The sequence below is a fragment of the Salinispora sp. H7-4 genome (genome assembly GCF_013416675.1).
GTDB classification, from domain to species: domain Bacteria; phylum Actinomycetota; class Actinomycetes; order Mycobacteriales; family Micromonosporaceae; genus Micromonospora; species Micromonospora vitiensis.
Window position 1 is genome coordinate 13,378 of the sequence record NZ_JABZED010000059.1, and the last position, 24,446, is coordinate 37,823.

General features: G+C 68.9%; 31 protein-coding genes and 1 CRISPR repeat array. Of the genes, 9 read left to right on the forward strand and 22 right to left on the reverse strand.

Annotated elements, in window-relative coordinates; genetic code table 11:
* Positions 1-189: 189 nt before the first annotated feature.
* A CRISPR array of direct repeats spans positions 190-1,495; the repeat unit is 28 nt; unit sequence CCTCATCGCCCCTACCAGGGATCGCAAC.
* 169 nt (positions 1,496-1,664) lie between these two features.
* Positions 1,665-2,249 (reverse strand): hypothetical protein, encoded by a 585-nt coding sequence (locus H0524_RS21975; protein ID WP_180200350.1) that lies wholly within the window; start codon positions 2,247-2,249, stop codon positions 1,665-1,667.
* Positions 2,250-2,775: 526 nt separating this feature from the next.
* Here H0524_RS21975 and H0524_RS21980 point away from each other — a divergent pair.
* The 3 genes from H0524_RS21980 to H0524_RS21990 all read left to right on the forward strand — a co-directional run bounded on the left by H0524_RS21980 (position 2,776) and on the right by H0524_RS21990 (position 4,779).
* Entirely contained in the window at positions 2,776-3,516 is a 741-nt protein-coding gene (locus tag H0524_RS21980) for a ParA family protein (protein WP_026185875.1), read from the forward strand.
* A 1-nt stretch (position 3,517) separates the two neighbouring features.
* Entirely contained in the window at positions 3,518-4,414 is an 897-nt protein-coding gene (locus H0524_RS21985; protein WP_180200351.1) for a ParB/RepB/Spo0J family partition protein, read from the forward strand.
* 137 nt (positions 4,415-4,551) lie between these two features.
* On the forward strand, positions 4,552-4,779 hold the full coding sequence (locus tag H0524_RS21990; protein ID WP_180200352.1) for a hypothetical protein: 228 nt from the start codon (positions 4,552-4,554) through the stop codon (positions 4,777-4,779).
* Between the two features lie 145 nt (positions 4,780-4,924).
* Here H0524_RS21990 and H0524_RS25190 read toward each other — a convergent pair whose 3' ends face one another.
* The 13 genes from H0524_RS25190 to H0524_RS22055 form a co-directional block, all read right to left on the reverse strand.
* Positions 4,925-6,817 (reverse strand): hypothetical protein, encoded by a 1,893-nt coding sequence (locus tag H0524_RS25190; RefSeq protein ID WP_255436160.1) that lies wholly within the window; start codon positions 6,815-6,817, stop codon positions 4,925-4,927.
* Positions 6,818-7,391: 574 nt separating this feature from the next.
* A complete protein-coding gene (locus tag H0524_RS22000) occupies positions 7,392-7,646 on the reverse strand; it encodes a hypothetical protein (protein ID WP_180200353.1) in 255 nt (84 codons plus the stop codon).
* A gap of 87 nt (positions 7,647-7,733) precedes the next feature.
* The gene (locus H0524_RS22005; RefSeq protein WP_309225200.1) at positions 7,734-8,537 is read right to left on the reverse strand and encodes a phage Gp37/Gp68 family protein; all 804 of its coding nucleotides are present in this window, start codon (positions 8,535-8,537) and stop codon (positions 7,734-7,736) included.
* 2 nt (positions 8,538-8,539) lie between these two features.
* The gene (locus tag H0524_RS22010) at positions 8,540-9,139 is read right to left on the reverse strand and encodes a hypothetical protein (RefSeq protein WP_180200354.1); all 600 of its coding nucleotides are present in this window, start codon (positions 9,137-9,139) and stop codon (positions 8,540-8,542) included.
* A 24-nt stretch (positions 9,140-9,163) separates the two neighbouring features.
* A complete protein-coding gene (locus H0524_RS22015) occupies positions 9,164-11,194 on the reverse strand; it encodes a hypothetical protein (protein ID WP_180200355.1) in 2,031 nt (676 codons plus the stop codon).
* A gap of 87 nt (positions 11,195-11,281) precedes the next feature.
* Complete coding sequence (locus H0524_RS22020; RefSeq protein WP_180200356.1) at positions 11,282-12,310, reverse strand: hypothetical protein; 1,029 nt, start codon at positions 12,308-12,310, stop codon at positions 11,282-11,284.
* The gene (locus H0524_RS22025) at positions 12,310-12,777 is read right to left on the reverse strand and encodes a hypothetical protein (RefSeq protein WP_180200357.1); all 468 of its coding nucleotides are present in this window, start codon (positions 12,775-12,777) and stop codon (positions 12,310-12,312) included. The genes H0524_RS22020 and H0524_RS22025 overlap by 1 nt, the downstream gene beginning before the upstream one ends.
* A gap of 12 nt (positions 12,778-12,789) precedes the next feature.
* Positions 12,790-13,143, reverse strand: a complete 354-nt coding sequence (locus H0524_RS22030; protein WP_180200358.1) for a hypothetical protein — start codon at positions 13,141-13,143, stop codon at positions 12,790-12,792.
* 189 nt (positions 13,144-13,332) lie between these two features.
* Positions 13,333-14,667 carry a hypothetical protein gene (locus H0524_RS22035; RefSeq protein WP_180200359.1) on the reverse strand — a complete coding sequence of 445 codons (1,335 nt, stop codon included), beginning with the start codon at positions 14,665-14,667 and terminating at the stop codon, positions 13,333-13,335.
* A gap of 41 nt (positions 14,668-14,708) precedes the next feature.
* Positions 14,709-14,924, reverse strand: coding sequence for a hypothetical protein (locus H0524_RS22040; RefSeq protein WP_180200360.1), 216 nt, complete (start codon positions 14,922-14,924; stop codon positions 14,709-14,711).
* The gene (locus H0524_RS22045; protein WP_180200361.1) at positions 14,925-15,431 is read right to left on the reverse strand and encodes a hypothetical protein; all 507 of its coding nucleotides are present in this window, start codon (positions 15,429-15,431) and stop codon (positions 14,925-14,927) included.
* Positions 15,428-16,105, reverse strand: a complete 678-nt coding sequence (locus tag H0524_RS22050; protein ID WP_180200362.1) for a GGDEF domain-containing protein — start codon at positions 16,103-16,105, stop codon at positions 15,428-15,430. The genes H0524_RS22045 and H0524_RS22050 overlap by 4 nt, the downstream gene beginning before the upstream one ends.
* The gene (locus tag H0524_RS22055) at positions 16,102-16,398 is read right to left on the reverse strand and encodes a WhiB family transcriptional regulator (protein WP_180200363.1); all 297 of its coding nucleotides are present in this window, start codon (positions 16,396-16,398) and stop codon (positions 16,102-16,104) included. Before H0524_RS22055 ends, H0524_RS22050 begins: the two co-directional genes overlap by 4 nt.
* 239 nt (positions 16,399-16,637) lie before the next feature.
* On the opposite strand from H0524_RS22055, the gene H0524_RS22060 reads away from it, so the two are divergent.
* Positions 16,638-17,402: a GntR family transcriptional regulator gene (locus H0524_RS22060; protein WP_180200364.1), complete on the forward strand. Its 765-nt coding sequence runs from the start codon at positions 16,638-16,640 to the stop codon at positions 17,400-17,402.
* A gap of 13 nt (positions 17,403-17,415) precedes the next feature.
* The gene (locus H0524_RS22065) at positions 17,416-18,249 is read left to right on the forward strand and encodes an aldo/keto reductase (RefSeq protein ID WP_180200365.1); all 834 of its coding nucleotides are present in this window, start codon (positions 17,416-17,418) and stop codon (positions 18,247-18,249) included.
* 79 nt (positions 18,250-18,328) lie between these two features.
* On the opposite strand, the gene H0524_RS22070 is transcribed toward H0524_RS22065, so the two are convergent.
* From H0524_RS22070 to H0524_RS22080, 3 genes are all read right to left on the reverse strand, one after another.
* Positions 18,329-18,742 (reverse strand): hypothetical protein, encoded by a 414-nt coding sequence (locus tag H0524_RS22070; protein WP_180200366.1) that lies wholly within the window; start codon positions 18,740-18,742, stop codon positions 18,329-18,331.
* Entirely contained in the window at positions 18,739-18,900 is a 162-nt protein-coding gene (locus H0524_RS22075; protein WP_180200339.1) for a hypothetical protein, read from the reverse strand. Before H0524_RS22075 ends, H0524_RS22070 begins: the two co-directional genes overlap by 4 nt.
* Before the next feature lie 229 nt (positions 18,901-19,129).
* Entirely contained in the window at positions 19,130-20,287 is a 1,158-nt protein-coding gene (locus tag H0524_RS22080; protein WP_180200367.1) for an epoxide hydrolase family protein, read from the reverse strand.
* Positions 20,288-20,350: 63 nt separating this feature from the next.
* On the opposite strand from H0524_RS22080, the gene H0524_RS22085 reads away from it, so the two are divergent.
* Both H0524_RS22085 and H0524_RS22090 read left to right on the forward strand, forming a co-directional pair.
* Entirely contained in the window at positions 20,351-21,331 is a 981-nt protein-coding gene (locus H0524_RS22085; protein WP_180200368.1) for a YafY family protein, read from the forward strand.
* A gap of 185 nt (positions 21,332-21,516) precedes the next feature.
* Entirely contained in the window at positions 21,517-22,032 is a 516-nt protein-coding gene (locus H0524_RS22090) for a hypothetical protein (protein ID WP_255436162.1), read from the forward strand.
* Here the strand turns inward: H0524_RS22090 and H0524_RS22095 are convergent.
* A complete protein-coding gene (locus tag H0524_RS22095; protein ID WP_018223808.1) occupies positions 22,016-22,312 on the reverse strand; it encodes a hypothetical protein in 297 nt (98 codons plus the stop codon). The genes H0524_RS22090 and H0524_RS22095 overlap by 17 nt on opposite strands.
* The gene (locus tag H0524_RS22100; RefSeq protein WP_018223807.1) at positions 22,309-22,593 is read right to left on the reverse strand and encodes a hypothetical protein; all 285 of its coding nucleotides are present in this window, start codon (positions 22,591-22,593) and stop codon (positions 22,309-22,311) included. Before H0524_RS22100 ends, H0524_RS22095 begins: the two co-directional genes overlap by 4 nt.
* A 188-nt stretch (positions 22,594-22,781) precedes the next feature.
* On the opposite strand from H0524_RS22100, the gene H0524_RS22105 reads away from it, so the two are divergent.
* Together H0524_RS22105 and H0524_RS22110 are read left to right on the forward strand one after the other, a co-directional pair.
* Positions 22,782-22,967: a hypothetical protein gene (locus H0524_RS22105; RefSeq protein WP_018255990.1), complete on the forward strand. Its 186-nt coding sequence runs from the start codon at positions 22,782-22,784 to the stop codon at positions 22,965-22,967.
* 17 nt (positions 22,968-22,984) lie between these two features.
* Positions 22,985-23,371 carry a hypothetical protein gene (locus tag H0524_RS22110; RefSeq protein WP_180200369.1) on the forward strand — a complete coding sequence of 129 codons (387 nt, stop codon included), beginning with the start codon at positions 22,985-22,987 and terminating at the stop codon, positions 23,369-23,371.
* 155 nt (positions 23,372-23,526) lie between these two features.
* Here the strand turns inward: H0524_RS22110 and H0524_RS22115 are convergent, their stop codons facing one another.
* The 3 genes from H0524_RS22115 to H0524_RS22125 are packed head-to-tail and all read right to left on the reverse strand — an operon-like array spanning position 23,527 to position 24,433.
* Positions 23,527-23,928: a hypothetical protein gene (locus tag H0524_RS22115; RefSeq protein ID WP_180200370.1), complete on the reverse strand. Its 402-nt coding sequence runs from the start codon at positions 23,926-23,928 to the stop codon at positions 23,527-23,529.
* The gene (locus tag H0524_RS22120; protein WP_180200371.1) at positions 23,925-24,230 is read right to left on the reverse strand and encodes a hypothetical protein; all 306 of its coding nucleotides are present in this window, start codon (positions 24,228-24,230) and stop codon (positions 23,925-23,927) included. The genes H0524_RS22115 and H0524_RS22120 overlap by 4 nt, the downstream gene beginning before the upstream one ends.
* Before the next feature lie 41 nt (positions 24,231-24,271).
* Positions 24,272-24,433, reverse strand: a complete 162-nt coding sequence (locus H0524_RS22125) for a hypothetical protein (protein WP_180200372.1) — start codon at positions 24,431-24,433, stop codon at positions 24,272-24,274.
* Positions 24,434-24,446: the final 13 nt, after the last annotated feature.

The window sequence follows — 24,446 nt, forward strand, 5'->3', positions numbered from 1 at the left end:
AGAAGCGATCTGTCACATGAACGACGCTCCGCGCCAACGCCAGATCCAGCACCTGACGGGACCGAGACTTTGATCATCTAAGCCGATTGCAGCGACACTCCGGGGTAAGCTGCAGCACCGGAGGTTCACCGCAAAATGAGCCAGCAACTCACCCAACACGAGCCCCCTGATCAGGGACTTAAGTTTGGGGCCCTCATCGCCCCTACCAGGGATCGCAACCTGCTAGTCGGGCTGGCCGCACTGCGGACCGGACAGGCCCTCATCGCCCCTACCAGGGATCGCAACTCAGCGCCTCCCGGGGCTGCCTTGTTTTCCTCCTCTGCCCTCATCGCCCCTACCAGGGATCGCAACACCTTAGAGAGCCGGAGCTGGAGAAGGCGGCGCACAAGCCCTCATCGCCCCTACCAGGGATCGCAACATGGCCTGCTGATAGGTGAAGGTGGTGGTGTGTGGGCCCTCATCGCCCCTACCAGGGATCGCAACCGGATGAGGCTGATGGTTCGTTGTTGCCGGTGCGCGCCCTCATCGCCCCTACCAGGGATCGCAACGAGTAGTACCCGACGCGGCGTGGCAGGCCCGTCACCAGGTCCTCATCGCCCCTACCAGGGATTGCAACATCTGCGCCGCGGCCGCATCCGGGTCGGCCGCGATGGTCCTCATCGCCCCTACCAGGGATCGCAACGCTGTCTCCGGCGCGTACGCCGCGACCCGGTAGGCGCCCCGTCCTTATCGCCCCTACCAGGGATCGCAACGTCGGGAACGTACCCGGAGTTCCAACTCGGCGCCAGGTCCTCATCGCCCCTACCAGGGATCGCAACAGCATCACGCCAAAGTGTCCGCCAAGCGCGGCAGCCTGCCCTCATCGCCCCTACCAGGGATCGCAACACCCGACCCGCCGCACCATCACCGCCAGCCAGGTTCGCCCTCATCGCCCCTACCAGGGATCGCAACTCGGTGCGGCCGTCGATGGGCTGATCGTTGATGCGCGAGGCCCTCATCGCCCCTACCAGGGATCGCAACATCGAGATGCGGATGGCCAGCGGTGGACGCGCTCGGCAGGCCCTCATCGCCCCTACCAGGGATCGCAACCGTGACACACCCAACCCGGCCACACCGCCGGCCGCGCAGGCCCTCATCGCCCCTACCAGGGATCGCAACAACAAACCGAGCAGGAACGCCGTACCCGCACAGCCGATGTCCTCATCGCCCCTACCAGGGATCGCAACATGACCAGTGCCGCGGGCCTGCCGGCCGTACGCGAGCCCTCATCGCCCCTACCAGGGATCGCAACAGGCTCGGGCCCGTGAGGCGTCCTTCGCGGAAACCCTGGCCCTCATCGCCCCTACCAGGGATCGCAACAGGTGCCGTCGCCGCCGGGCTGGCCGCCCTACTGGTCGGTCCTCATCGCCCCTACTCAGGGATCGCAACACCTTCGGACTGCCGGCGTAGGCGAGCAGAACATCACGTCCCCATCGCCCTACCAGGGGTCGCAACGCGGTTTCCGCCAACCCAGTACGAACCATCTACCCGGCAGTCCTCACGATGCCTTCGCCTGGCGACGCCCAGATATGACTGTTGGCCGGCACCCGGTTCGGGTGCCGGCCAACAGTTTCTTTCCCCCTTGTGTGGGTCAGGTCTGTGGGTGGGGGTTTGTGCGGTGGGGGTCAGCTGGTCCAGTGCTCGGCCACGAGGTCGGCGGCCTGGGTTTCCCACTGGGCGTAGTGGAACGGGTACGCCGATACCTGGACCTTCTGGGCGGCTTCGGTCAGGGGCAGTTCCTGCCAGCCCTCGACCTGCTTGAGGCCCTTGAGGAAGGCGGTGGTGGAGTACTCGGGGTCGGTGATCTGCTCCACGCTGCCCCAACCGCTCGAGGGGCGCTGCTGGAACAGTCCCTGCGAGTCGTGGTCGTTGCGGTCGCCCAGGTGTCCCAGGTTTTCCAGCTTCGACTCCTGCAGGCTGGTGCCGATGGCCACGACGGCGGCGCGCTCGTCCATGCCGGCCTTCTTGGTGGCCTCGATGATGGCCTTCACGTTGCCGGTCTGCTCGTCGCCCAGGTCGATGCGCGACTGCTCACCCTGGGTGCCGTGCGGGATCAGCTTGTCCATGTCGGGCTTGTCGGCCTGCACCGCAGCGGCAGCCGCTGCGGGGGTGGTGTCGGTGAGGGTGGCCAGGGGGCCGGCGACGACACCGGTGGACAGGGCCAGACCAGCGATACCAAGGACGCTACGACGCAGAATCGTGTTCTTCATGGGGGTTGCTCCATTCGGGGGTCGACACCCCACACGCCCGAAAAGGGGGGATCAGGCGGCAAAAGAGGGGGTGCAAGCACCGTCCGGCGCTCAAAGAAAAAGAAAAGGGGGTCGGCGACCGCGGGCCGCACAGGGGGCCTGCACGGTGCCGGGTCCAGGTGTAACGACCGGCGGACCGCCAACATTCCGGGGCTCACGCACGGCCGGCATCCGCCACCGGCGGAACGCCTGCTCGGTCGTACGCATGGTGTAACGCCCCGACGGACGCCGGGATTCCGCCACCACTGCCCCCCGACCACACCTCACACGGGAATCAATCAGACACCGACGACACCCGCCTCAGGACGTAAACCTCTTACGACATCGGCATCAAACGGCTACGAGCCCCGTCGGCGATTAACCGCGGTTAACGAAGACACTCCGGGGCGGACCACGCTTCTGAGCAGGCCGGAACTGGATCTAGCATGGGGCGCATCCGAAGTACCTCGGCCGCGACGGCCAGGGAAGCACACGGAACGGAGCCAACATGACTCAGGTGCATGTCATCGCCAACCAAAAGGGCGGCGTCGGCAAGACCACGCTCGCCGTCAACCTGGGGGCGGTGACGTATGACGTTTTGGTTCACCCCGAGCCAATCCTCCGATCGACCGCTGAAGCGGTGGGTGACCCGGACAGTCCGGTGATGGTCGCCTCCACGGACCCTCAGGCGTCTTCTGTCTGGTGGTCAAAGCGGGTAGAGAAGCACGGCGGATTGCCGTTCGACTTCGCCCAGGTCGACGACCCACGCGACCTTGGTAAGTTACGGAACCTGCACTACGAGCACATCTTCGTCGACACACCGGGGTCACTCGAGGATGAGCGGATCCTCCAGGCCGCGCTCGACGAGTGCGATGACGTACTCGTGCCGATGGTGCCGGAGCCGCTGTGCTACGACCCCACAAGCCGCACGATCGAAGCCGTCATCGCACCCCGCGGCATCCCGTACCGAGTGGTCGTGAACAGCTGGGATCCACGTGACGGTCTACCCGACCTGCAGCAAACCGCGCAGTTCATCCAGCGCAAGGGCTGGGCCATGTGCAACGCAGTCATCCGCCGCTACAAACTGCACTCCCGAGCATCCGCCGAAGGCATGGTGGTGACGCAGTATCCGCGGAACCGTGTAGCGATGGAAGCGCGTGAAGACTTCTTCCGCCTAGCGCTGGAGATGGGCTACGGGGGGACAGCAGCAACCCCACCGCAGACCGCGCCAAGCCTCCAGGAGGTCTGACATGGCGGGGAAACGAATCAACCTGTCAGACCTTGCCAGCGAGCCGGCCTTGCCCGAGGCACGCGTCCCTACCCTTGCCGAGTCAGCGCCACGGACGGCTCGCGTACAGCAAGTCGCTGCCAACCCACTGAACACCCGAGACCTCGATACCGATCACGCGAAGATCGAGAGCGTCGCGGACTCGATGCGAACGCACGGACAACTCCAGCCGTGCGCGGTCGTTTCCCGGGAAGCGTTCCTACGGATCTACCCCGAGCACGAACCTGCGGTCGGTAGAGCCCCCTGGGTGCAAGTCACCGGCGGCCGACGCCGCGCAGCCGCACTGCTGGCCAACCTGGCCACGCTCGACATCATCGTCAAGAACCACTTAGCTGAGAGCCGAGAGACCTGGGTAGGTGCCACCGCAGCCGAGAACCTTGACCGGGAGAACTTGGACCCGATCGAGGAGGCACGAGCAGTTCAACTCCTGGTGGAGGAGTGCAGGACAGGGAAGGCGGCAGCCGAACGCCTATCCCGCACTCCTGCATGGGTGACCCAGCGACTCAACCTGCTCAAGCTCGGCGCGGAGCTGCAGTCGATGCTGAGGTCGGGTGAGGTGCCGCTACGAGACGTGCGAGACCTCCACCAGCTACCACCCACAGAGCAACTTGAGGAACTGCGACAGCGCCAGCACAAGCCAGAATTAACCGCGGTTAACGGGACCGCAGCCCCTGAAACCGCTGTAGGTAGCCGAGAAAAGGGTGAACGCCCGCGCAAGGCCGCGTTGGCCATCAGGCGCCTCGGCGGCACTCCTGACAAGATCGCGAAGTCGCTACAGGCAGAGATGACGCCTGAGGACCTTCGAGCGCTGGCTAACCTGCTGCTGCAGATCTATGCCGCTCCTGACGATCAGGAGTAGGTATCAGTCAGGCCCGAATATAGAGAACTCGCTATCGATCCAACCCCACCACCGGGCAGGTCCTACACCTGCTCGGTGGTGGAAACCTCGCCCCTGGGTCCGCGCAAAGATTGATCGACTTCCTTACCATCGTAGACATGGAGATTCTCTTCGGACTGTTCGCTGCCGCGGTCGTCCTCACCTTTCTCTGGCGTCGCCGTACGTCGGCGGGCCGGCACGGCTCGTCGGCGTACGCGTCGTCGGGGCCCAGCACGGCAGGCGGCGACGGCGGTGCCTCCTGCGACAGCGGTTCGAGTGGGGGCGGATGGTTCTCCGGCGGAGACAGCGGTGGAGGGTCCTCCGGCGGCGACGGCGGCAGCTGCTGACGGCGGCGGACGGTACGGCGCAGCCATCGTCGGCAACGGCTAGATCAACGGTTCACTCGGGGGACGCCCCGCAGCAGAGGGCTCCCACCGGGGGCTTAGAACGGCGCCGGGCCTAACGTTCGGTTCCGGGCGTAGCCCACCACCTCTAGTGGTCGATGCCGCCGGTGGGGATACCATCGCCGGGCTGCGCGACATCCGGCCAGTCGGCCGCGGCGATGGCGCGGGCAGCAGTGTGGTCGCCCCTGGCCGCAGCACGAGCTGCGGCCAGGGCGGCGTGCCGGCCGGCACCGGGCCCGGCGCGCTCAGCCTGGCGGGCCCGCTCCCGGGCGGCCCACTGCGCGCGGGTGGCCTCGCGGGCGGTGGCTGTCGTGGCGGCCTGGTCAACCATGTCCCGCCGACGCGTGTCCGCCGCCGCCTGGCGGTGCTCGTCGTAGCGGCGTGCCGGGTGCGGCGGCTCGTGCTCGCCGGTCAACGCCGCGTCCAGCAGCGCGACCAGGTAACCCAACGGCCGCGATGGAGCGGTCAGCAGTTCCCGGCCGCCCCGAGGCCGGTCGATCGCCTCCAGCAGGGCCTCAAGCGTCCAGGCCGGACCGAGCCGCGCCCCAATCGTGGCTGCCACCCGAGGCAACGGCACGCCCTTCAGCCACTCCAGGGCCCGCTGAATGCCCTGGGCCAGGGGATACGCCCAGTCGTGCCAGTCCGGACGACGCGGTCGTCGTGGGTTGGCACACTCGCTCTGACGTGTCCTAGGACGCGCTACCCGATGTGCCCCACCACTCCCTCGTGTTGTTGAGCGCGAAGCGCCGCCTTCCCCCCGACTCGGATCCCCCGACGTGGAGTGAGTTTTCGTCGGAGGTTGAGCAAAACCCCGAGACAAGCAGGAACTTAAGTACTCACCTTGAGACGCCGAGCGGGGGGGGAAGAAATTCCCGGTGTCGATCTGGGCCGCGGCGGCGACCTCCACATCGGTCAGGAGGGTGTCGCGGGCCGCGGCGACGGCCTGGCGGAGCTGCGCGCGGCGGGCCAGGACGGCGTGGTCGACCACGCCGGCGGTACGGGCGATGAGGGCGTCGAGGTCGTCCTGCGCGGCGGCCAGCAGCACCAGGGCGTGCTGCAGCAGGTCGTCGAGTACCAGCAGCGCCACCGGGATGTAGGGGGCGCGGACGGCCGGGTCACCGCGGTGCAGCGGGGCAAGATCAAACTCGGCCCGGTCGTTGCACCGCCCACGCTCGGTGCGCTCGGCCAGGCTCAGGCGGCGCCCGTGGTGGGTTCGTCTGGCCCAGCCCAACGCCTCGGCACGCGCCCAGCAGTCAGTGACGGTGCGGGTAGTACAGCCGGCCAGTTGCGCGGACCGCTCCCGACCCGGCAGCGCTCGGCGGCCCGTGCGCCAGTCACTGTCGACCGCGAGAACGGCGGCGACCCGGGCCAGCCGCGACGGCCGGCCACGCCGGCACATCCGCGCCCCCGCCTCCCTAGACAACACGTCCGCGAGCAGCTCGACCGCGCGGCCACGGCCACCGCCGGCCGCGTAAGCGCTCACCGTGACCTGGAGCCGCTGCACCCACCCGGCCAACTCCGCTACCCGCTGCTCGGCCTCAGCCCGCTGCGCGAGCTGCGCGAACCGTGCCTCGACGGCGGCGGCCTCCAGCGCCTGGGCGTGCTCGTGGTCAGCGCGGACCTGCGCCAGCCAGGACCAGCCACACAGCCAACATCCCGGCGACGGCTCCTCCCCGCCGCATGCCGCACACACTGGAGCCTCGACGAGAAGGGATGCCTCCAGGGCGGCGGCCCGCCGCTTGGCCGCCAGGCGACGGCGCCGCGCGGCATCGGCGCGGGTCCGCCAGCACGGAATGCACAGCGCATCCGAGCCCTCACCCTCGCGGGGCAGGCCCTGGGTGTCCCGGCCCACGATCGCGCACGAGACGCACGGCACCTGAACACCGGTCGGGTGCGTGATCCGACGGCGAACGCCGGCCGGGGCGACGAGACGGGTCTGTCCGGTGCCAGTGGTCTCCACCCACACCGGCGACCGGCCCATGTGCACGATGCACCGCGTATGCCCTGGAGCGGCTAACACCGCCTGCCCGCGTGCAGCGCAGACCGGGCAGTGCCCAGACGCGACCACCCGTTCCGCAGCCACCACCGCGCTGCTCATCGCGACACCGCCGGCTTGTGCCACGGCGAAACGGCCGCAGCTTGCGCTGCGACATGGGGAAAGGCTGGGAACAGGTAGACGTCACCGCGACACGCAGAAAACGTGTTCGAAGACAAGAGTGCACCCAGCCCGGGGCCAGGTGCTATTGTTGCCTCCGAGCTTGTCGGAGCCTCACGCCCTTCTCGCCGCCAAACGAAACGGGGTGTGGGGCTCTCTTGCTGTCTGGAGTTAGGGGTTGAGCGGTACCGCTCCCTCAAAGTCTGGTGATAACCAGTGGATCTTACGTCCACGTGCGCGCTGGATGTAGACCCAACACGCCCGGAACTATCAATATCCTGTATGGACCTGTCCCGCAACTGCGGGCATTCCCGGACAAGCCAGACATTCTTGTGCGATAAGGGGATCCATGCGTGGGCGACCCGCGGAAGCAGGCCGCCCGGCGGTAGATGGTGGGTGCTCACGCGGGCAAGTGGATGGTGTCGCAGAAGAGCGCGAGTCCGTCGCCGTCATGGCGGTACAGATCCGCGTACCGATCCGCAGGTCCGTCCACGGCGGCGAGCAGCCGGGCGGCCTGGTGGCAGGCCGAATCCATGTCGGAGGCCGTGAAGTAGATGACGGCCTGGGGGTTGTCCGGGTCTGGATCGCAGACGACATCCAACCGGTACTCGTCGGTCGCGCCGGTGATGTCGGTGGCGAACGGGCGGTGCATCATGGGTTAGCTCCTGTCATCTGTTGCGGATCAAGGGAGTGGCGGGCGGCCCCGGAGCTTTGGTAGGGCGTGGGGGCCGCCCGCGCGGCGTTACCAGATGGGCGAGTCCGGGCGTGGGTACTGGTCCCAGGTGCGTCCGTCGAGGTGACGCCCGTTGGCTTTGGGGGTACGTCCGCCCCACTGCTTGAAGAAGAAGGCGACGCCCGCCTCCTGGCAGCGGTCACGCAGGTCACGCACCCAGGTCGGGTCCATCGGCCGGGCGTGAGGGCCGGACTCGCCGCCGGCGATGAGCCAGTCGATGCCGGTCAGGTCGAGCGACGGCAGCGGCCCTAGCAGCGGCTCGGCGGAGATGAACCGGACCGCGGCCGGCGTGCGGCGCAGGTGCTCGGCGCGGATGGTGTGATCGTCAGATTCGATCGACGTACCGAGCCACACGTTCGGCAGCGGCCCGTCGAGCGGCCCGCACCACATCAGGTCATGCCGTTGCCAGGACCACCCGACGCGTGCCCACTGGGTCAGAAGCGTGCGAGCGCGGGCGGGACGCTTGGTGAGGACCTGGTAGGTGTGGCGCGGGGTAAGCCCCATGGTGTTCCACACCGAGCCGATGAACGTGACGGGCACCTCGTGGTGAAACAAGTCGCTCATCGAGTTGACGAACACGGTGCGGCCGGTCCGCCAGCGCAGCGGCGCGTCCAGGGTGTCCGGATGCGTCGCCACCCCGAAGCCGGGGCCGCTGGTGCGGGGGTCGCCGTCGGTCTGGTACTTCGCCGCCCCCATGCCCCTGAGCCTTTTGGCGAGGGTGAGGGCGTAGCAGTGGTCGCACCCGGCGGAGACGCGATCACATCCAGTGGTCGGGTTCCAGGTTTCCTGGGTCCATTCGATCGTGGTGGGCACGCTCAGCTGTCCTTTCGCTCGTTGACGGTCAGGAGCGGGGCCGTCCGGTCGGTGAGGATGTCGGTCAGGCTGTAGCGGCTGGTGGCGGTGTAGGCGGGTAGAGACAGCAGCAGCCACACGGCGACGGTCAGCCCGGCCGCGGCCGGGCCGGTGCCCTCGGGTGCCCCGGCGTGCACGGCGGCGGCGGTGAGTGCGCCGATGACGGCCCAGCCGATGCGGGCGTAGCTGGAGCCGGCCACGGCGGCGGCGTAGAGCACGCACACGGCGACGAGCCAGGTGATCCAGGCGTCGCGGCCGGTGGCGGGCAGCCCGGCGGTGTTGCTGTCGAGCCAGGCGCGCATGGGCTCGGAGATGGAACGGGTGATGGGCCCATCGGTGACCCAGGTGGCGGCGGCGGGGACGGTGTCACCGATCGCGCCGCCGGCCGCGCCGAGGCCGCTAATCAGGCCGGTGAGGATCAGCCAGAGCAGCCAGATGAGTGCGCCGGCCGCGGCTAGGGCGATGGGGGTGGCCACGGCTAGTGGCCAGTTCTCGCGTATGGCCAGGATCGCGGGGTTGGTGCGCCACCAGGTGCTCAGGCGTGGCGGGTGGGGGATGTGCACGCGGTTCTCCTTCTGGTGTGGGGGTCAGGCGGCGGTGGCCTGGTAGTGGCCGTATCGGGCTTTGCTGATCTGCTGCTGGTCGGTGAGTTGTTCGAGCAGGTTGTAGACCTGGCTGGCGCTGTAGCCGGTCGCGGCGACGATGTCTTTGGGGCCGGTGTGGCCGGCGCGGATGGCGTCGAGGACCTTGGCTTGGCCGGTGCTCAACACCGGGGCCGCGGGGGGCTGTTGCCAGAACTTCTCGATGCGCCGTACGGGCGGGTGGGCGCCGCCAAGGTCGATGACGTCGACGGTGGTGTTGGAGGCTGCGGCGGTGTCCATGCTGCGCTCCAGGGCCTCGATGTCCTCGACGGTGCCGGCGTCGGCCATCGCGAGCAGCATCTCGTCGGCGAACCGCTGCTCTGAGGCGGCCTGGTGGCGGCGGGCGTAGTGCGTGCCGGCCATGTTGGCCTGCCGGTCGGGCAGTGACCGCCAGGTGATGCGCCCGGGCCAGTACTCGGCGAGTTCGTCGGTGACGTGGTAGCCGCGAAACGGCGCGGAGCGGGCGCCGGGGTCGGGGTCGCACAGGTAGCCGTAGCCGGGCAGCTTCGGAAACGTCTTGGGGCTGATGTCCACACCGAAGACCGTTTTGGCGTTGGCGGTTTTCGAGCGCAGGATCAGCCCGTTACCGGCCAGCAGGCAGGAACGCAGGGTGTCGGCCAGCCCGGAGCTGCCGAACGCGTCCAGCGTCACCGACTGCGAGGCCATGAGCAGGCTCACCCCGACTTTGCGGCCCTCGCGGGCGATGGCGGTCAAGCCGAGCTGGGTGGCCGTGGCCAGCAGCGGGTTCTCCGCCGCCGACAGCGGTTTGTGGCACTCGTCGAGGATCACCAGCAGGCCCGGCCGGGCGTCGGTGGGGGTGAACCCGTTCTGCTTGTTCAGCCGGTTCTCCACCCCGTTGATCTTCATGACGCGGATGGCGGCTTGGACCATGTTGTAGATGCCCTCGAAGGTGGTGGCGGCGTAGTCGGCGTGGGCGACCAGCAGCGGGGAGCTGTCGCCGCGTTGCCCGTCGCCGTACCAGACGATCGTCGGGTGTGAGGTCGACGCGGCGCATGACATGGCGATCTGATCAATGAAGCGGGACTTCCCTGAGCCTTGTGCGCCTTGGATGTAGCCGCCCCAGATGCTGTCGGCGGTGTACACCCGCCAGCAGGCCACGCCCTCACCGTCGGCGAACGGACCCAGCCGTACGCACCCGTGCCGCGGGTCGAACCCGTCTTGCGGGCCGGGCCACGGCTGGGACCGGCTGATCGGGGGGCGGGTGACGACGGTCAGCAACGCTGTCGGGGCGGGCAGGTCGGGGTGGGTCTCGACGATGAGGTCCTGGCCGGGCATCAGCCGCAGCCCTCCGCGCACGGTAGTGACCGCGGCGGCGACCTGCTCGACGGTCTGCTCACCGGGCACCAGCTCTAGCGTGTACCGGTAGCCGGCGGTGATGACCTGCGCATCGGCCAGGACCGACCCGACGAACTGTCTACCCCGGGCACCGAGGTGCGTGGCCCACCGCTGCACGTACAGGTCCGCGTCATCGGCCACCGGTAGCGACTGCTCCCCCACCGCAGTGACGGTGACGGCGGCGGCGGTGGCGGGGAAGTCGTGGCCGATGCGGTGCCGCCGCCACCACAACAGACTCACCCCGGTGCCCAGGATCGCCAGCGCGGCGACCGCGTCGAGGCTGACACCGGTGGCGGAAACCACGCTGAGCCAGGACGCGGCCAAATACACCGCAGCGACCAGGCGGTGACGCAGCCGCCGGTCGTGCACACGCCGACCGGCGGCCACCGCGGCGACCACCGCGACCACGAACGCGGTCGCAGCCACCCCGTAGGCGATCTGCGCGTCAGCGTCGGTGGCGTGCTGGGCCAGGCGCACCGCCCCGGCCGCCACGACCAGCGCGCCCATCGCGGCCCACGGAGTGACCTGCGCGCGTAGTCCAACCTCGGGCATCCGCGGCGCCGGCACCACGGTGGGGGCGTCGGTCGGCAGCTCGCCGCTGGGGTACGTCGTCGTAGTCACGGGGCCTCCTTGGCCGACGAAGACAGGGAAAAGAGGGCGGGGGCGGGGCCGGGCCCGAGCGGTGAGGCTCGGGCCCGGCCTCACCGGTTAGCGGCCCTGGGTCTGGTAGTCCTTGTCACCGGCGTCCGGCGCCGCGTCGTACGCCTCCTGCACGGTGCGCTGCTTCTCCAGCTCCGCGGCGTGTGCCGCCGCGGCGGTCGCCGCGTTGGTGAACGCCTCCTGCATCTCCGCCGCGGTGCGCAGCGCGTCACCGCCGACCTTGTGGCCGGACAGGTGCGCGGTGTAGCCCTCGTTACCGGCCGTGGCGTGCTCACCGGCGAACGTGGCCAGGCTGGTGGCGTAGGCGATGGACTGGTCCAGCCCGATGACCTCGGTGTTGATGTCGGTGTTCATCTGCTCCTCCTGCGGTTTGGTGGGAAACGGAATGACCCTCGCGCCGGCCTCCGACGGGTCGGCATCCGACGGTGGGATCGACTGGGAAGGCTGCGGGGACTGCTCCAGGTCGGCATCCCCGCCGGCCGATGCGGACGCCGGCGCGTCAGATCCGACGATCTGGACTCCGTCGGCGGGCATCCTCTGGGTGTCCGGGCACCGGTGCTCCGCGGCGGCGTTGCGGGCCCGCTCGGCGTTGTCGTAGCCGAAGCCCTTCCCCGGGCAGCCGGGCCGCCGGCACGACCAGGCCCACAACCCGGCCTCGCGGTAAGAGGTGGACACCCCGTCGTGCACGACCGACGTCGGCCGCTCATCGTCGTCATCGGTGTCGGTGTCTCGGCCGGTGTCGGTGTCCCGCACCTCGGCGGTGTCCCGACGGCCGCCGAGATCCTGGTCGTCGTCGTGGTCCTGGTCGTCGTCGTGGTCCAGCACCCGGGCCTGTTTGCTGGCCGCCCGGCGGCGCCGCCACTGGGTTTGCGCGGCCAGCCCGTCGGAGAGCAGATCATCGAACCAGTCCCGCGTGCCGTACCGAGGCTGCACCACGCTCTGCCCGGCGGCGCGGGCCTTGGCCTGCTTCTGCGCGAACCGCGGGTTCGGCTTACCCGTCACCGCGTACGCCACGTCCATCGCCGCGGTGCGCACCAGCCACGTCACCAGCCACAGGGCGGCAAGATCGATCAACATCACGCCACCCCCGCAGCCCTGCTCTTACGCACCACACGGCGGGCCATCACCAACGCGCCGAGGATGCACGCCACCGCCAGCCCGGTCGCCGACTCGGTCACCCAGACGTGCAGCCACCCATCGATCGCGGCGAGCAGCCGCCCGCACCAGTGCGACACCTCGTCACCGAGGCGGCCCGTCACCGACGCGGCGATCGACGGCATCGTCAACGCCGACAAGATCGCCATCTGGTTCGGCACGCTGTCGATGAAGATGTCCACACTCAGGCCGATCACGGCCACCGCCAGCAGCACCGGCGGGATCCACTCCCACGGCCACAGCCCCAAAAACCCCTGCACCACGCGACCCAGGAACGTCTCCGTCGCCAGGGTGCCGCCCACGACCGCGATCGCGAACGAGCACCACGCCAGCCCGGTGATGCCCTTCTGCTTGACCGCTCTCACCGCCGATTTCGCGCCTTTAGCCATGCCTTCCTCCCCTCACAGCAGGACCCAGGCCGCCAGGCCCAGGACAGGACGAATCAGGTGCTCCACCGCCCACTGCCCCGCAGTGGTGAGCACGAACAACCGCCACAGCACGTACACCGGCACCGCCCGGCCCGGCCGCTGCGCGACCCACTCCACGTAGCGGCACACCACGGTCACCGGCAGACCCACCAGGCGGTGCCACCACACACCCAGCCGCCGCACCGGCCCGTCCACGCCGCCCGTCCAGCCGCCCCGCCACGCGTACGCGGCCAACTGCGCCGCCGACGCCGGCGGCTCAGTAAGCACCGCCGGCGGCGTCCAATACGCCCGCGACGCCCGCAACCACCCCCACAGCCGATCACGCACCGTAACCGTCGTCGGGTGGAGAGTTGACTGGAGACTGGAGACTTCCAGCCCGCCAACCTGGGCCGAACCCCGCACAGGGGCACTTCCGAACTCTCCAGTGGAGACTGGAGAGTTACCACCTGTCACCGACGGTGGGTAGGGAGATGGCCGCCGCGCCGCAGCGGTCTGCTGCCCTGTCGAGGCCGTCATCTAGGCCACCTCCTCGACGACCGCAGCGGCCCGGCCGCCGGTCAGTTCCAGGACCCGGCCGACAACATCGGCCGGCACCGCGTTGAGAACACGGCTGATCGTGCGCACCGAAACGCCAGTGGCCGCGTTGAGTTCCGCCTGGGTGGCGTCCCGGTTTTCCGCCCGAGCCGCCAGGACGATGGCCACCGTTTCCGGTCGGACCTTGTCCACCTCCGGCAGGCCCACCGGCAACGGAGCCGCCACAGCCGCCAGGGATTTCCGGTTGGCAGGCGCCACGATTTCCGCCCGCCGCCCCGACCTGATTTCCGGTTTCTCCTGTACCCGAGCCAAGGCCCGGCGGGTGCGCTCCAGCTCGTTGACCGCACCCTCGCGGGCATTCGCGATCGCCTGCGTTTCCTGCTCCGCCAGGGCCCGGGCGGTGGTCTGACGCTCGGCGAACCGCTGCGCCTCGTCGAGCTGCGCGCGCAGCGCCCGCACCGTGTCGTCCAACTCCGTCGCGCGGTCCTGGACGGACTGTGCGGTGTATCGGGCCTCGGCCAACGCCTGCTGGGAGTCCCGTTCGGCCTGCTCAGACGCCTCCGTCAGGACCCGCACCTGCTCAGCGCAGGTCTGCTCCGCAAGCATCCGCGCGGCTGCGGCCCGGTCCGCGGCGTCACGGGCCTCAACGAGCCGGCCCTCCGCCAGACGCTGCGCCTGCACCGCCTCCGCAGCCCGCTGCCGCGCGGCCTGGGCATCCTCACGGGCCTCAGCGGCAACCCGCCCGCAGGCCGCGATTTCCGCCTCCGTGGCGGCCTCGATTTCCGCCCGCGTTTCCGCCTCAGCCACCGCCCGGGTTTCCACCTCCGCCCGCGCCGTTTCCGCCTCAACACGCGCAGCCGTTTCCGCCTCCGCCCGCGCGGTTTCCGCCTCAGCCCGCGCCGCCGTTTCCGCCTGCGCCGCCCGAGCCTCGGCCGTTTCCGCCCGCGCCACCCGAAGCTCTTCGGCCCGCCGAGCCGTTTCCGCCTCCGCCGCGATCTCCTGGTCCGTGCGGCCCGTAAGGCTTTTGACCCGCACCACCACGACCGGCGCGATACAGGCAACCGCGACCACCAGCCACCACGGCACCTCCTCACCGGCATCAAGATCGATAAACACCGGCACAAGGTGCACCGCGACCTGGCAGAAGATCATCAGAAACATGCCGATGACCATGTCCATCCACCGACGACGGTGAAACGCGGTCACCACATACACGTCGATCATCACCGGGTACATCCAGGCGATCATCGGACTGAAATGCGCCAGCACCGCCAGGTCGAACTCACCTTTTGCGGTGAGGATCACCGCCGCAGCCATCGCGATCCACGGCCCCCACGACACACGCGCCAACCGCGCCCTCACCGCAGCACCCGCTCATCAACGACCCGCGCCAGACTGGCACCCAGCAGCTCCCGCGCGATCTCGTCCTGTGCGCACGACTGGTGGCATGCCCGCCTCTGGGCGTCACGCATCGTCGTGGGGGTGGCGCAAACCCGGCAGGGCAGCGGTCGGCCGTGCTCGTAGTGCTTCGAGTCGGACCAATCCAGGCGTACCCGCACCAGCAGGGTGGCCATTCAGCACACCTCCCCGCGCGCGCGGCGGCGGGCCCGCACCTGGGCCAGCAGCTGGCGGCCGTACGGGTCCAGATCGGCCTCGTCCACGTTCTGCGCGAGGGGGTGCCGACGGTCGTCAAACCAGCGGACCAGGCGGCCACCCGCGACCACTCCGGCGACCAGGCCGACCGCGACGACCGGCGAGTACAGGAGAGCCGGCGGGACCTGGTCGCCGTAGTCCGCAAAGGCTCGGCCAGCAAGCACTGCTCCCACAGCACCAGCACCAGCCACACCAGCGGCAACACCGAACACCCACGACCGGCTCACCGCTCCACGCGACTGTGGGACCAGTCGGCGTGCAGCCTGCCGATACTCCCGCTCGGCGTCCACCAGACGCCGCAGCCCGTCACCACCAGGCAGCACCGCCACCGTCGCGGCCCGACGCTCCAACTCCACGTCAGACAGATCCCGCAGCCCGGCCTGAAAGCGGCCCAGCATGGCGGTCATATCCACGGTCGGGGTCGTCATGCCGTCACCCCCAGCGCGGCGGTGGCAGCGGCCAACTCCCGCAGCCTCAGCAGCGGACGCGACTCCACCTCCGGCAACCCGTTCAGGGGGTTGTGCTCGACCAGGCCGTCCCCGCCCCGGGCCTTCACCTCATACGCGGCCTCGTCGGCCGCCGCCATCACCCGAGCCCGGTCCTCGCCCGTGGTCGCGTGGATCGCGCCAACGCTGGCCGTCACCGTCACCGTGACGCCGTCGACGACCTCGATCGGCGCGGCCAGCGCGGTAATGACCTCCGCGCCCAGGTAGTGCGCCAGCGGCACCGACGACGGTGCGACAAGCACGAACTCGTCCCCACCGATCCTGGCCACACACGCGCCGTCAACCTCGTCGACCACCTCGGCCAGCCGGCCCGCGGCCTCCACCAGCACCGCGTCACCCGCATCGTGCCCGAAGGCGTCGTTGATCTTCTTGAACCCGTCCAAGTCCAGGAGCACCAGGTCGTAGGGCTCACCCACCAAATCGGACAGGGCCTCGTGCAGGCCGGCCCGGTTCGACAAGCCCGTCAACGGATCCGTAGCCGCCTCCTGACGGGCCCGCACCAGCTGGACCCGCTGCGACCGGGCTACCCGCGCAGCCCACACATGCCCCACCAGCGACAACGCACCCAACGTGGGCAGCAACACCTTCGCCTTCACCGGGCCACCCCCCGACGAGCCTGGATCGCCGCGATCCGCTGATGCGGCGCCAGACCACCGAAGATTCCGTGGATTCGGTCCCGGGGCAGCCCGCGCTCCTTCCGCAGCGCCAGCTCGCCACATTCGTCTTTCACCGGGCAGCCGGCGCACACCCTGCGCGCCACCTCTTCCAGAGCGGACTCCTGCTCGGTCGCCGGAAACCAGGGATCTAGCTCCGCCGTCAGCACCGCTTTGGTGCACAGGCCACGGGCATAGACCTGCTTTTCCAGGAGCGTGGTCGGCTCGGTCGTCACGGCTACAGCCCGAGGGGGCGGAGCCGCTAACCTCGTCATAGGCACGTCGATCTCCCTTCCACGGTTTGGATCGGATGCCTCGGGCCTCGGCGGGCCGCAATCCCGCCGAGGCTTTTCGATCTCTGAACTGCCCTTATGAGTCAGAGCAGAATCAATCTAGCTAGCTAGCTAGCAGGCTAGATTTAGAGACCAGCAGAGTCAACAGATTGCTCTAGCTAGCTGCTGCGTAAACTCAACTCATGGCTAGTCCTGATCCGCGCAGCCCGGCTCGACGCATCGCCGATGACCTGCGCGCTCGCATCGAAAGCGGCGAACTTCCTCCTGGCGCCCAGCTGCCGACCATGCGTGAACTGATGGCGCAATACGACGTAGCCAGCGCGACGGCGAATCAGGCGTTTGCCCAGTTGAAGGCGGCCGGACTGGTCGTGACACGCCCTGGGGCCGGCGCGTTCGTTCGGGAGCGAGTACGACCAAAACGGCACGGCATCGACCGCTATGCCCGCAGGCGGTGGCAGCAGGGAACAGCGATTCACGACGGCGAGGCCGGCAGCCAAGGTCTGCCGGTGAAGCAGGTCTACCGCGAGATCGACGAGATGCCGGCGCCGGCCGTCGTCGCCGCAGCATTCGATGTTCCCGAGGGCGAGAAGGTGTGGGTACGACGGCGTACTACCGTCGTCGATGGCCGGCCTCATCAGCTGGCCGACTCGTACTATCCACTCGACCTTGCGCTGGGTACGCGTCTGACGGAGGAGAACTCCGGGCCCGGCGGTGGCTTCGCTCGACTGGACGAAGCGGGCGACCCCCTCGCGGAGATCAGCGAGGAGTGGGTCACCCGGATGCCGACTGCCTCTGAGGGTGTGGCGTTGAAGCTGCCCGCTGGCACTCCGGTGATGGATCTGACTCGGATCGTCTACGACACGAAAGGCCGGGCGGTCGAGGTGATGCTCGCCGTCATCGCGGGCGACACCGTGACGATGAGCTACCGATTCCCGATTCCCGACTGATCAGGAGTTCCTGATGTTGCCCCACGCTGTTCCCACGATCGAACTCAACGATGGCAACTCCATTCCTCAGCTCGGCTTCGGGGTCTTCCGCGTGCCGAACGATCAAGCCGCCGCCGCAGTCAGCACCGCGTTGGAGACGGGCTACCGGGCCATCGACACCGCGGCGTACTACGGCAACGAGACTGGCGTAGGGGAGGGCCTGCGGATGACCGACGTGCCGCGCGCCGAGGTGCACCTAACCACGAAGGTGTGGCACACGGACCTCGGGTACGCAGCGACTCTTAGGGCGTTCGACCGCAGCCTCGCCAACCTCCAGGTCGACTACGTCGACCTGTACCTGATCCACTGGCCGGTCCCGAGCAGAGATCTCTACGTCGAGACATGGCAGGCACTGGAGAAGATCAAAAGCAGCGGCGGCGCACGCTCGATCGGGGTGTCGAACTTCCCTCAGGCGCAGATCGAACGCCTCCTCACCGAAACCGGCACCGCTCCTGCGGTCAACCAGATCGAGCTGCACCCCTGGCTTCCACAGAAGAAGCTTCGCGCGTACGACGCGCGCCAGAACATCGCCACACAAGCCTGGAGCCCGCTCGGTCACGGACAGCTCGTCACCGATCCCGTGGTGCGGGCGATCGCCGAGGCCCACAGCAGGGACGCCGGTCAGGTACTGCTGCGCTGGAACCTGGACCTGGGCAACATCGTGATCTCCAAGTCCGTCACTCCAGAGCGGATCCGCTCCAACATCCAGGTGTTCGACTTCGCGCTCACCACCGACGACCATGCACGACTCGCCGCCCTCAACGCGGGCAAACGAACCGGCCCGAACCCGGAAACCTACGGGATCTAACGGCCCAGCTAGCCGCAGGTATGAGTCGTGTGACATGCCATACGACTCATACCTGCGACCAGGTGCTGCCGCAAAAACATCACTGGCTGAGGTCGAGGATGCTCCAGCCGGTGGGCAGGACGGCGGCGGCCGGGCCGGGGCTGGTGGTGGCCAGGTGCGCCTGGTGGGCGATGGCCGTGCGGGCGGCATGTCCGAGGGCGATGTCACCGCCGGCAGTGCGGGCGAGCACACCGACCTGGCGGGCATCGTCGACACCGGGCTCCGCGCCAAGGGGCAGCACGGTAACGGCCGGGGTGGTTGTCAGGAGCGTGAGCAGTGCGGCGCTGACCTCGCTGCTCGCGGCGGCGTACGCGGCGGCGAGACAGACGGCCGGCACGCCCACGGTGCGGTCCTCCTCGGCTACCTCGGCGATCAGTTCACCGACGGCGAGCTGCCCATCGACGTACGCGGCGAGCGCGGTGGCGTCCAGGACCACGGCGACCGGGCCGCTCACGCGGCCTCGTCGAGGATCCGCTGTCCCTCGGCCAGGGCCTCGGGCGGGATCGGGGCGGCCAGGCGGTCACGCCAGCGGGCCTTACCCGCGTCGGTGACCTCAATCCCGGCGCGGCGCAGCCGAGCCGTCCCCTGATGTACCCGGACCTTGAGGGTCATCCGGTGGCGAGCTGCGTGCGTGCGTGCATCAGGGGTGCCCGTAGTCCTGGCGGAAAAATCAACGGATTTGGCTGACCAGGGCAAACGTGTTGGGGGCATGGCAGGGTGCGGGCGGTTCCTTGAGGGGGCCCGGACGGGCCAGCAGCGGCGCCGGGTCGCCCCGTCTCTTAGCCGGCCGGGCGGTGGTGTTCCGGACCACTTGACGCGGGCGGGCCGGGGCCGCAGTGGTTCAGCTCCGGAGGTCCCGGAAGAAGGCCCGCAGGTCGACGGTCAGTAGCTCGGGTTCCTCCAACGCGGCGAAATGGCCACCCCGGTCGACGTCCACCCAGCGGGTGATGGTGTTCTCGGTCTCGGCGTAACGGCAGATGCCCACGTCGTGGGCGAAGACGATCGACCCGGTCGGAGTCCCGGAGTTCTCTTGCTGGGCGCCCCAGGCGGAATCCTGGGCGTAGCCGACGTACGCCGCCGAGCCGGCGGTGCCGGTCAGCCAGTAGATCGTGGCATTGGTGAGCAGCCGGTCCCGGTCGATGATCTGGTCCGGCAGGGCTTCGCGCGGGCAGGTCCACTCGCGGAACTTGTCCATCAGCCAGGCGAGCTGGCCCACCGGGGAGTCTGTCAGCCCGTACGCCAGGGTCTGCGGCCGGGTGGACTGGATCGCGATGTAGCCGAACTCCTCCTGCATGAACGCCTCGATTCGGCGCACCCGGTCGCGTTCCAGATCGGAGAGGGTGGCCAGTTCCTCCTCGGGCAGCGGCAGCGGCGGCATCGGGCCAGGGCCGCCGTTGACGTGCACCCCGGCCACCCGGTCCGGGGCGACCCGGCCCAGTTGCGGGCTGACCGCCGCGCCGATGTCGCCGCCGTGGGCGCCGTACCGGTCGTAGCCGAGCCGGCGCATCAGCTCCGCCCAGGCGAGGGCGATCCGGTTGGTGTCCCAGCCGGCGTCTCCGGTCGGTCCGGAGAACCCGAAGCCAGGCAGGGACGGGATCACCAGGTGGAACGCGTCGGCCCGATCACCGCCGTGCGCGGCCGGTTCGGTCAGCGGCCCGATCAGGTCGAGGAACTCGACCACCGAGCCGGGCCAGCCGTGGGTGAGTACCAGCGGGAAGGCGTCCGGCTCGGGCGAGCGGACGTGCAGGAAGTGGACCCGCTGCCCGTCGATCACTGTGGTGAACTGCGGGTACGCATTGAGCCGCGCCTCGGCGGCCCGCCAGTCGTAGCCCGTACGCCAGTGGTCGGCCAGTTCCCGCAGCCACCCGGTCGGCACGCCGGTGTCCCAGTCGTCGCCGGGCAGCGGGGCGGGCCAGATGGTGCGCTCCAGCCGCTCCCGCAGGTCGTCGAGGCGGTCTTGGGCGATGTCGATCCGGCATGGGGTGACTTCTGCATTCATGACTCCGACACTAGGAAGCAGCTAGGACAGGTCACGCCCTAGCTTGCTGGAAGACTTCCGGGAATGTTGGAAACGTCGGCGCGGCTGCTGCGCCTGCTCTCCCTGCTGCAGACGCCCAGGAACTGGACCGGCAGCGATCTGGCCGAGCGCCTCGACGTGGATGTCCGGACGGTTCGCCGTGATATCCGGAAGCTGCGCGATCTCGGGTACCCGGTGCACGCCACCGCCGGCGCGGCCGGTTACCGGCTCGGTGCCGGGTCGAAACTGCCGCCGCTGCTACTCGACGACGACGAGGCGGTCGCCGTGGCCGTCGGGCTGCGTACCGCCGTACGGGGTGCGGTCACCGGCATCGAGGACAGCTCCCTGCGGGCGCTCGCCAAACTCGACCAGGTCCTTCCGTCGCGCGTCCGGCACCGCGTCGACCTGCTCCGCTCGGTCACCGTGACGGTTCCCGACGGCGGCCCGACCGTCGACCCGGACGTGCTGACCACGATCGCCCCCGCCTGCCGTGACCACCAGCGGCTCCGGTTCGACTACCAGCGCCACGACGGCAGTACCGCACTGCGCGAGACCGAGCCGCACCGCCTCGTCCACACCGGGCGCCGCTGGTACCTGGTCGGCTGGGATACCGATCGCCGCGACTGGCGTACGTACCGCGCTGACCGGATCCAGCCGCGGATCCCGGGCGGCACCCGGTTCACCCCGCGTACGCCGCCCGACGTCGACCTCGCCGGCTACCTCTCTCACGGCGTGTCCTCCGCGCCCTACCGCCACCGGGCGCGCATCACCCTGTACGCCCCGGCCGAGACGGTCGCCGACCGGGTCCCACCGACCATCGGTGTGGTCGAAGCCGTCGACGCGGACAGCTGCCTGCTGCACACCGGGTCGAACTCGCTGGACGAGCTGGCGCTCTACGTGGCGCTGATCGGGTTTCGGTTCCGGATCCACGAGCCGGTGCAGTTGATCGCCCACGTCCGCGACCTGGCCGCCCGCTTGGCCGAGGCCGTCGACTCAGGCGAGCCGAAAGGTGCGGCCCAGCGTTGATCACCGGCCCCGCCACTGAAGCTACACGCACGTGAAATTCACCGGTCCGGGCCCCCTCAAGGAACCGCCCGCACCCTGCCATGCCCCCAACACGTTTGCCCTGGTCAGCCGAATCCGTTGATTTTTCCGCCAGGACTACGGGCACCCCAGGCACACCATCGGCGGCCGTTGGTGCCCTCCGCATCATGAACGGCGGCGTGGTCGAGCACTTCGTACTGGGTGATGTCTGCGTGGTGCTGGACGTCAGCGGTCACGTGCAGGTCATCACGGACAACCGCGTGAGCCTCACGGCAAGCTCAGAGCGAGCCGAAGCTGACCGCCACCCAATCGGATCACCGGCGAAGCAGGCCGCGCTGTTGCGCATGAAGCGGCAGGAGTTGGCGGCCCGCAACCAGCCGGGCGGCTACTGGGTCGCCGAAACCAATCCAGCCGCTGTAGATCACGCCTTGACCGGACATACGCACCTCGACCAGCTGCGACGCTTCGCGGTGCTCTCGGACGGAGCAGCGCGAAGCGTCGCCTTCGGCCTGCACGACGACTGGACCAGCGCCCTGGAGCTGATGCAGGCAGCGGGCGCAACCGAGCTGATCCGCCAGGTACGTGCCGCTGAGCGGAGTGACCCGGACGGGACTCGATGGCCTCGGAACAAGCGCAGCGACGACGCCACGGCTGTGTTCGGGCTACTCACGCAGCGCGTTTGACTGCGGTGTCTATCGCGCGGTGAAGGTCAGCCACGCGGATGGTGACGGTTTCCTCTTTGCCGCTCTCGGCGGTGCTGAGTCCGGCCTCGACGTACTCGCGGATGAGTTCACTGGGGGTCACATCGCGTCGCTGCGCTTCGGCGAACAGCCGCTCGGTGAGGTGGTGGCTCATGCGGGTGGAGTGCACGATGCTGACGCCGCGAGGTCGGGCAGTATCGATCTGGGCGGTGGACCAGTCGCGGCTTTCCAGTGCGGCGTTGGCCTCGTCGAACGTGCTCACGGCTGGTCCCCTTTCATGCGGGTGATCGCGTTGATCTCGTTGTTGTCGAGCCGGCGGGCGCCGGTAACGATGTAGTGGTCGTCGCCGCCGCGTTCGATCAGCGCGACGCCGATCCAGGCGCCGGCCCGGTCCTGACCGGCGATCTGCAGTGCCGCGCCGAGGTGGCGGCGCACTTGGAAGCCGCCGCCGTGAAGGACGTCGAGCACAGACATCGGGGTGATGCCCGCGGCGTCCAGTCGTTCATACGTAACGTCGCTGAACTGGTAAAACTCCTCCGGCACTCCACCAGTGTATGACATCTGTAAACGGATGGCCTCGGGTTCGGGGCGCTTAGCGAAACGGGCGCTCCGGTAGCGGTACCAGTAGCTACCCCCGATAGCCGACCATGCGCTCATCGGGTCACCACCGCGTAGATCAGTCGAGGCCGGTCATCCTGTCTAGTAAGCCACCGTGGGGGTATTCTGCGCGTGTGGCCCATACTCCCGAGACCGGCACCGACACTGCGGCGATGCTCGCGGCGGTGAACATCACCGTGACCGAAGAGGGTAAGCAGCGGGCCCGCCGGCGGCTGCGTGAGGCCCGTGAGCGGTGGACCCCCGAGCTGGACTCCGCGGTACGCGAGCAGCTGGGCCTGACCGACCGTACCGCCGCCTGACCGGCCGGCGCCCTCACGTGGAAGACGTCACGGTCCGGATCATCCTTGATACGAGCGCCATCGTGGCGTTCACGCGCGAGTCGATCGCTGTCGGCGAGATCATCGCTGAGATAGCCGACGAGCCTGGGTGTGCGGTTGGCCTGCCGGTGCTGTGCCTCGCCGAGGCTGCCCGGGTAGCGGCCGATTCCACCCGCCTCGACCTGCTCGTCAACCACCAGGCCGCGCTCGTCCTCACTCCGGACCCGGTGTCCTGGCGGGCTCTCGCGATCACTCACGACACAGTCGGTCGGCTGGACGCCGCCAGCGCGGTCCTGATCGCCATTGACCTTGGCTGCGACGTGCTCACCAGTCAGCCGGGCTTGTACGCCGGCCTCGCTGGAGGCGGCCCCATCATCAGCCTCTAACGAGAACCATCATTCGTACACATGTCCTATCCACATGTTGTGGATAAGAAGCCGGGCCAAGCCGCCACGCAACCTGGTGGGCGAGGTCACCGCCGGCGGCGCGGGCGAGCACACCGGCTTTTGCGGGTGTCGCCAACGCCTGGGCCGGCGGGAGGTCACTGCGGTATGTGGATGACCGGCAGGTGCTCGCCGTAACGGGTGCCCTCTCCGGTCAGGATCGAGGCTCCTCCGTTGTCCAGTGATGCCATGACTGTGGTGGCTAGGTCGATGCGGCCGGTCAGGCCGCGCCAGTAGGCAAGTTCCAACCAGTCACCGCTGGTGGGGAGCATTGCGCAGGACTGCTGGCGTAGCAGTCGGTGCAGGTGTTCGCGCTGTTTGGGGTCGGTCACCAGCGTCAGCGTCTCGGCGACGGTGACGTCGGTGACGCCGTATCGATTTCCGTCTCGGATGACCTCGCCTATCGGCTCGTCCACGTGCATCGAGTAGGGGTAGGCCAGCAGAGCTGAACGGTCTAGCACGAGCGTGACCGCACCTGGAGGCTCGTCGTCGACGCTCACGCCGCTGGTGCCTGCTGGTCACCGTTGGACAGCTCGCCCGTCATGTGGTCACGCACCCGCGCACGTAAGGCCGCCACCCGCTCTGGGGTCCACTCGGCCTCCACAGCCAGTCGGCGGGCCCGCGCTGCGGCCATGCCCTGCTCGGTAAGGTGCACGCCGGCCTCGGCCACCAGGTCGCGGAACTGCTCGAAGTTCCGGCGAGCCCGCACAGTCTCGGTGACGTATGCGGAGGCGTTGGGTTGCTGCTCCAGGGTCTCGGCCACGTCCGAGGGTACGGATATGGTCACTCGACGCTTTGTCATACCGCTAGCCTACCCTCGTATGACATCCGGAGTGCGGTGCATCACCCATCCAGGCGCGTGAGGGTGGCGTTGATCAGTTGGATGGGTCGGGGCTGGGCGCGCTGGCAGGTGGGGCCGGTGATGCTGCTGCGGCAGCCCAGGTGTGCTGCTCTGCCGCGGCCGATGCGGACGGGGGCGAGCTGGGCGGGACGGCTGGTGGTCATGGTGTTCTCCCGA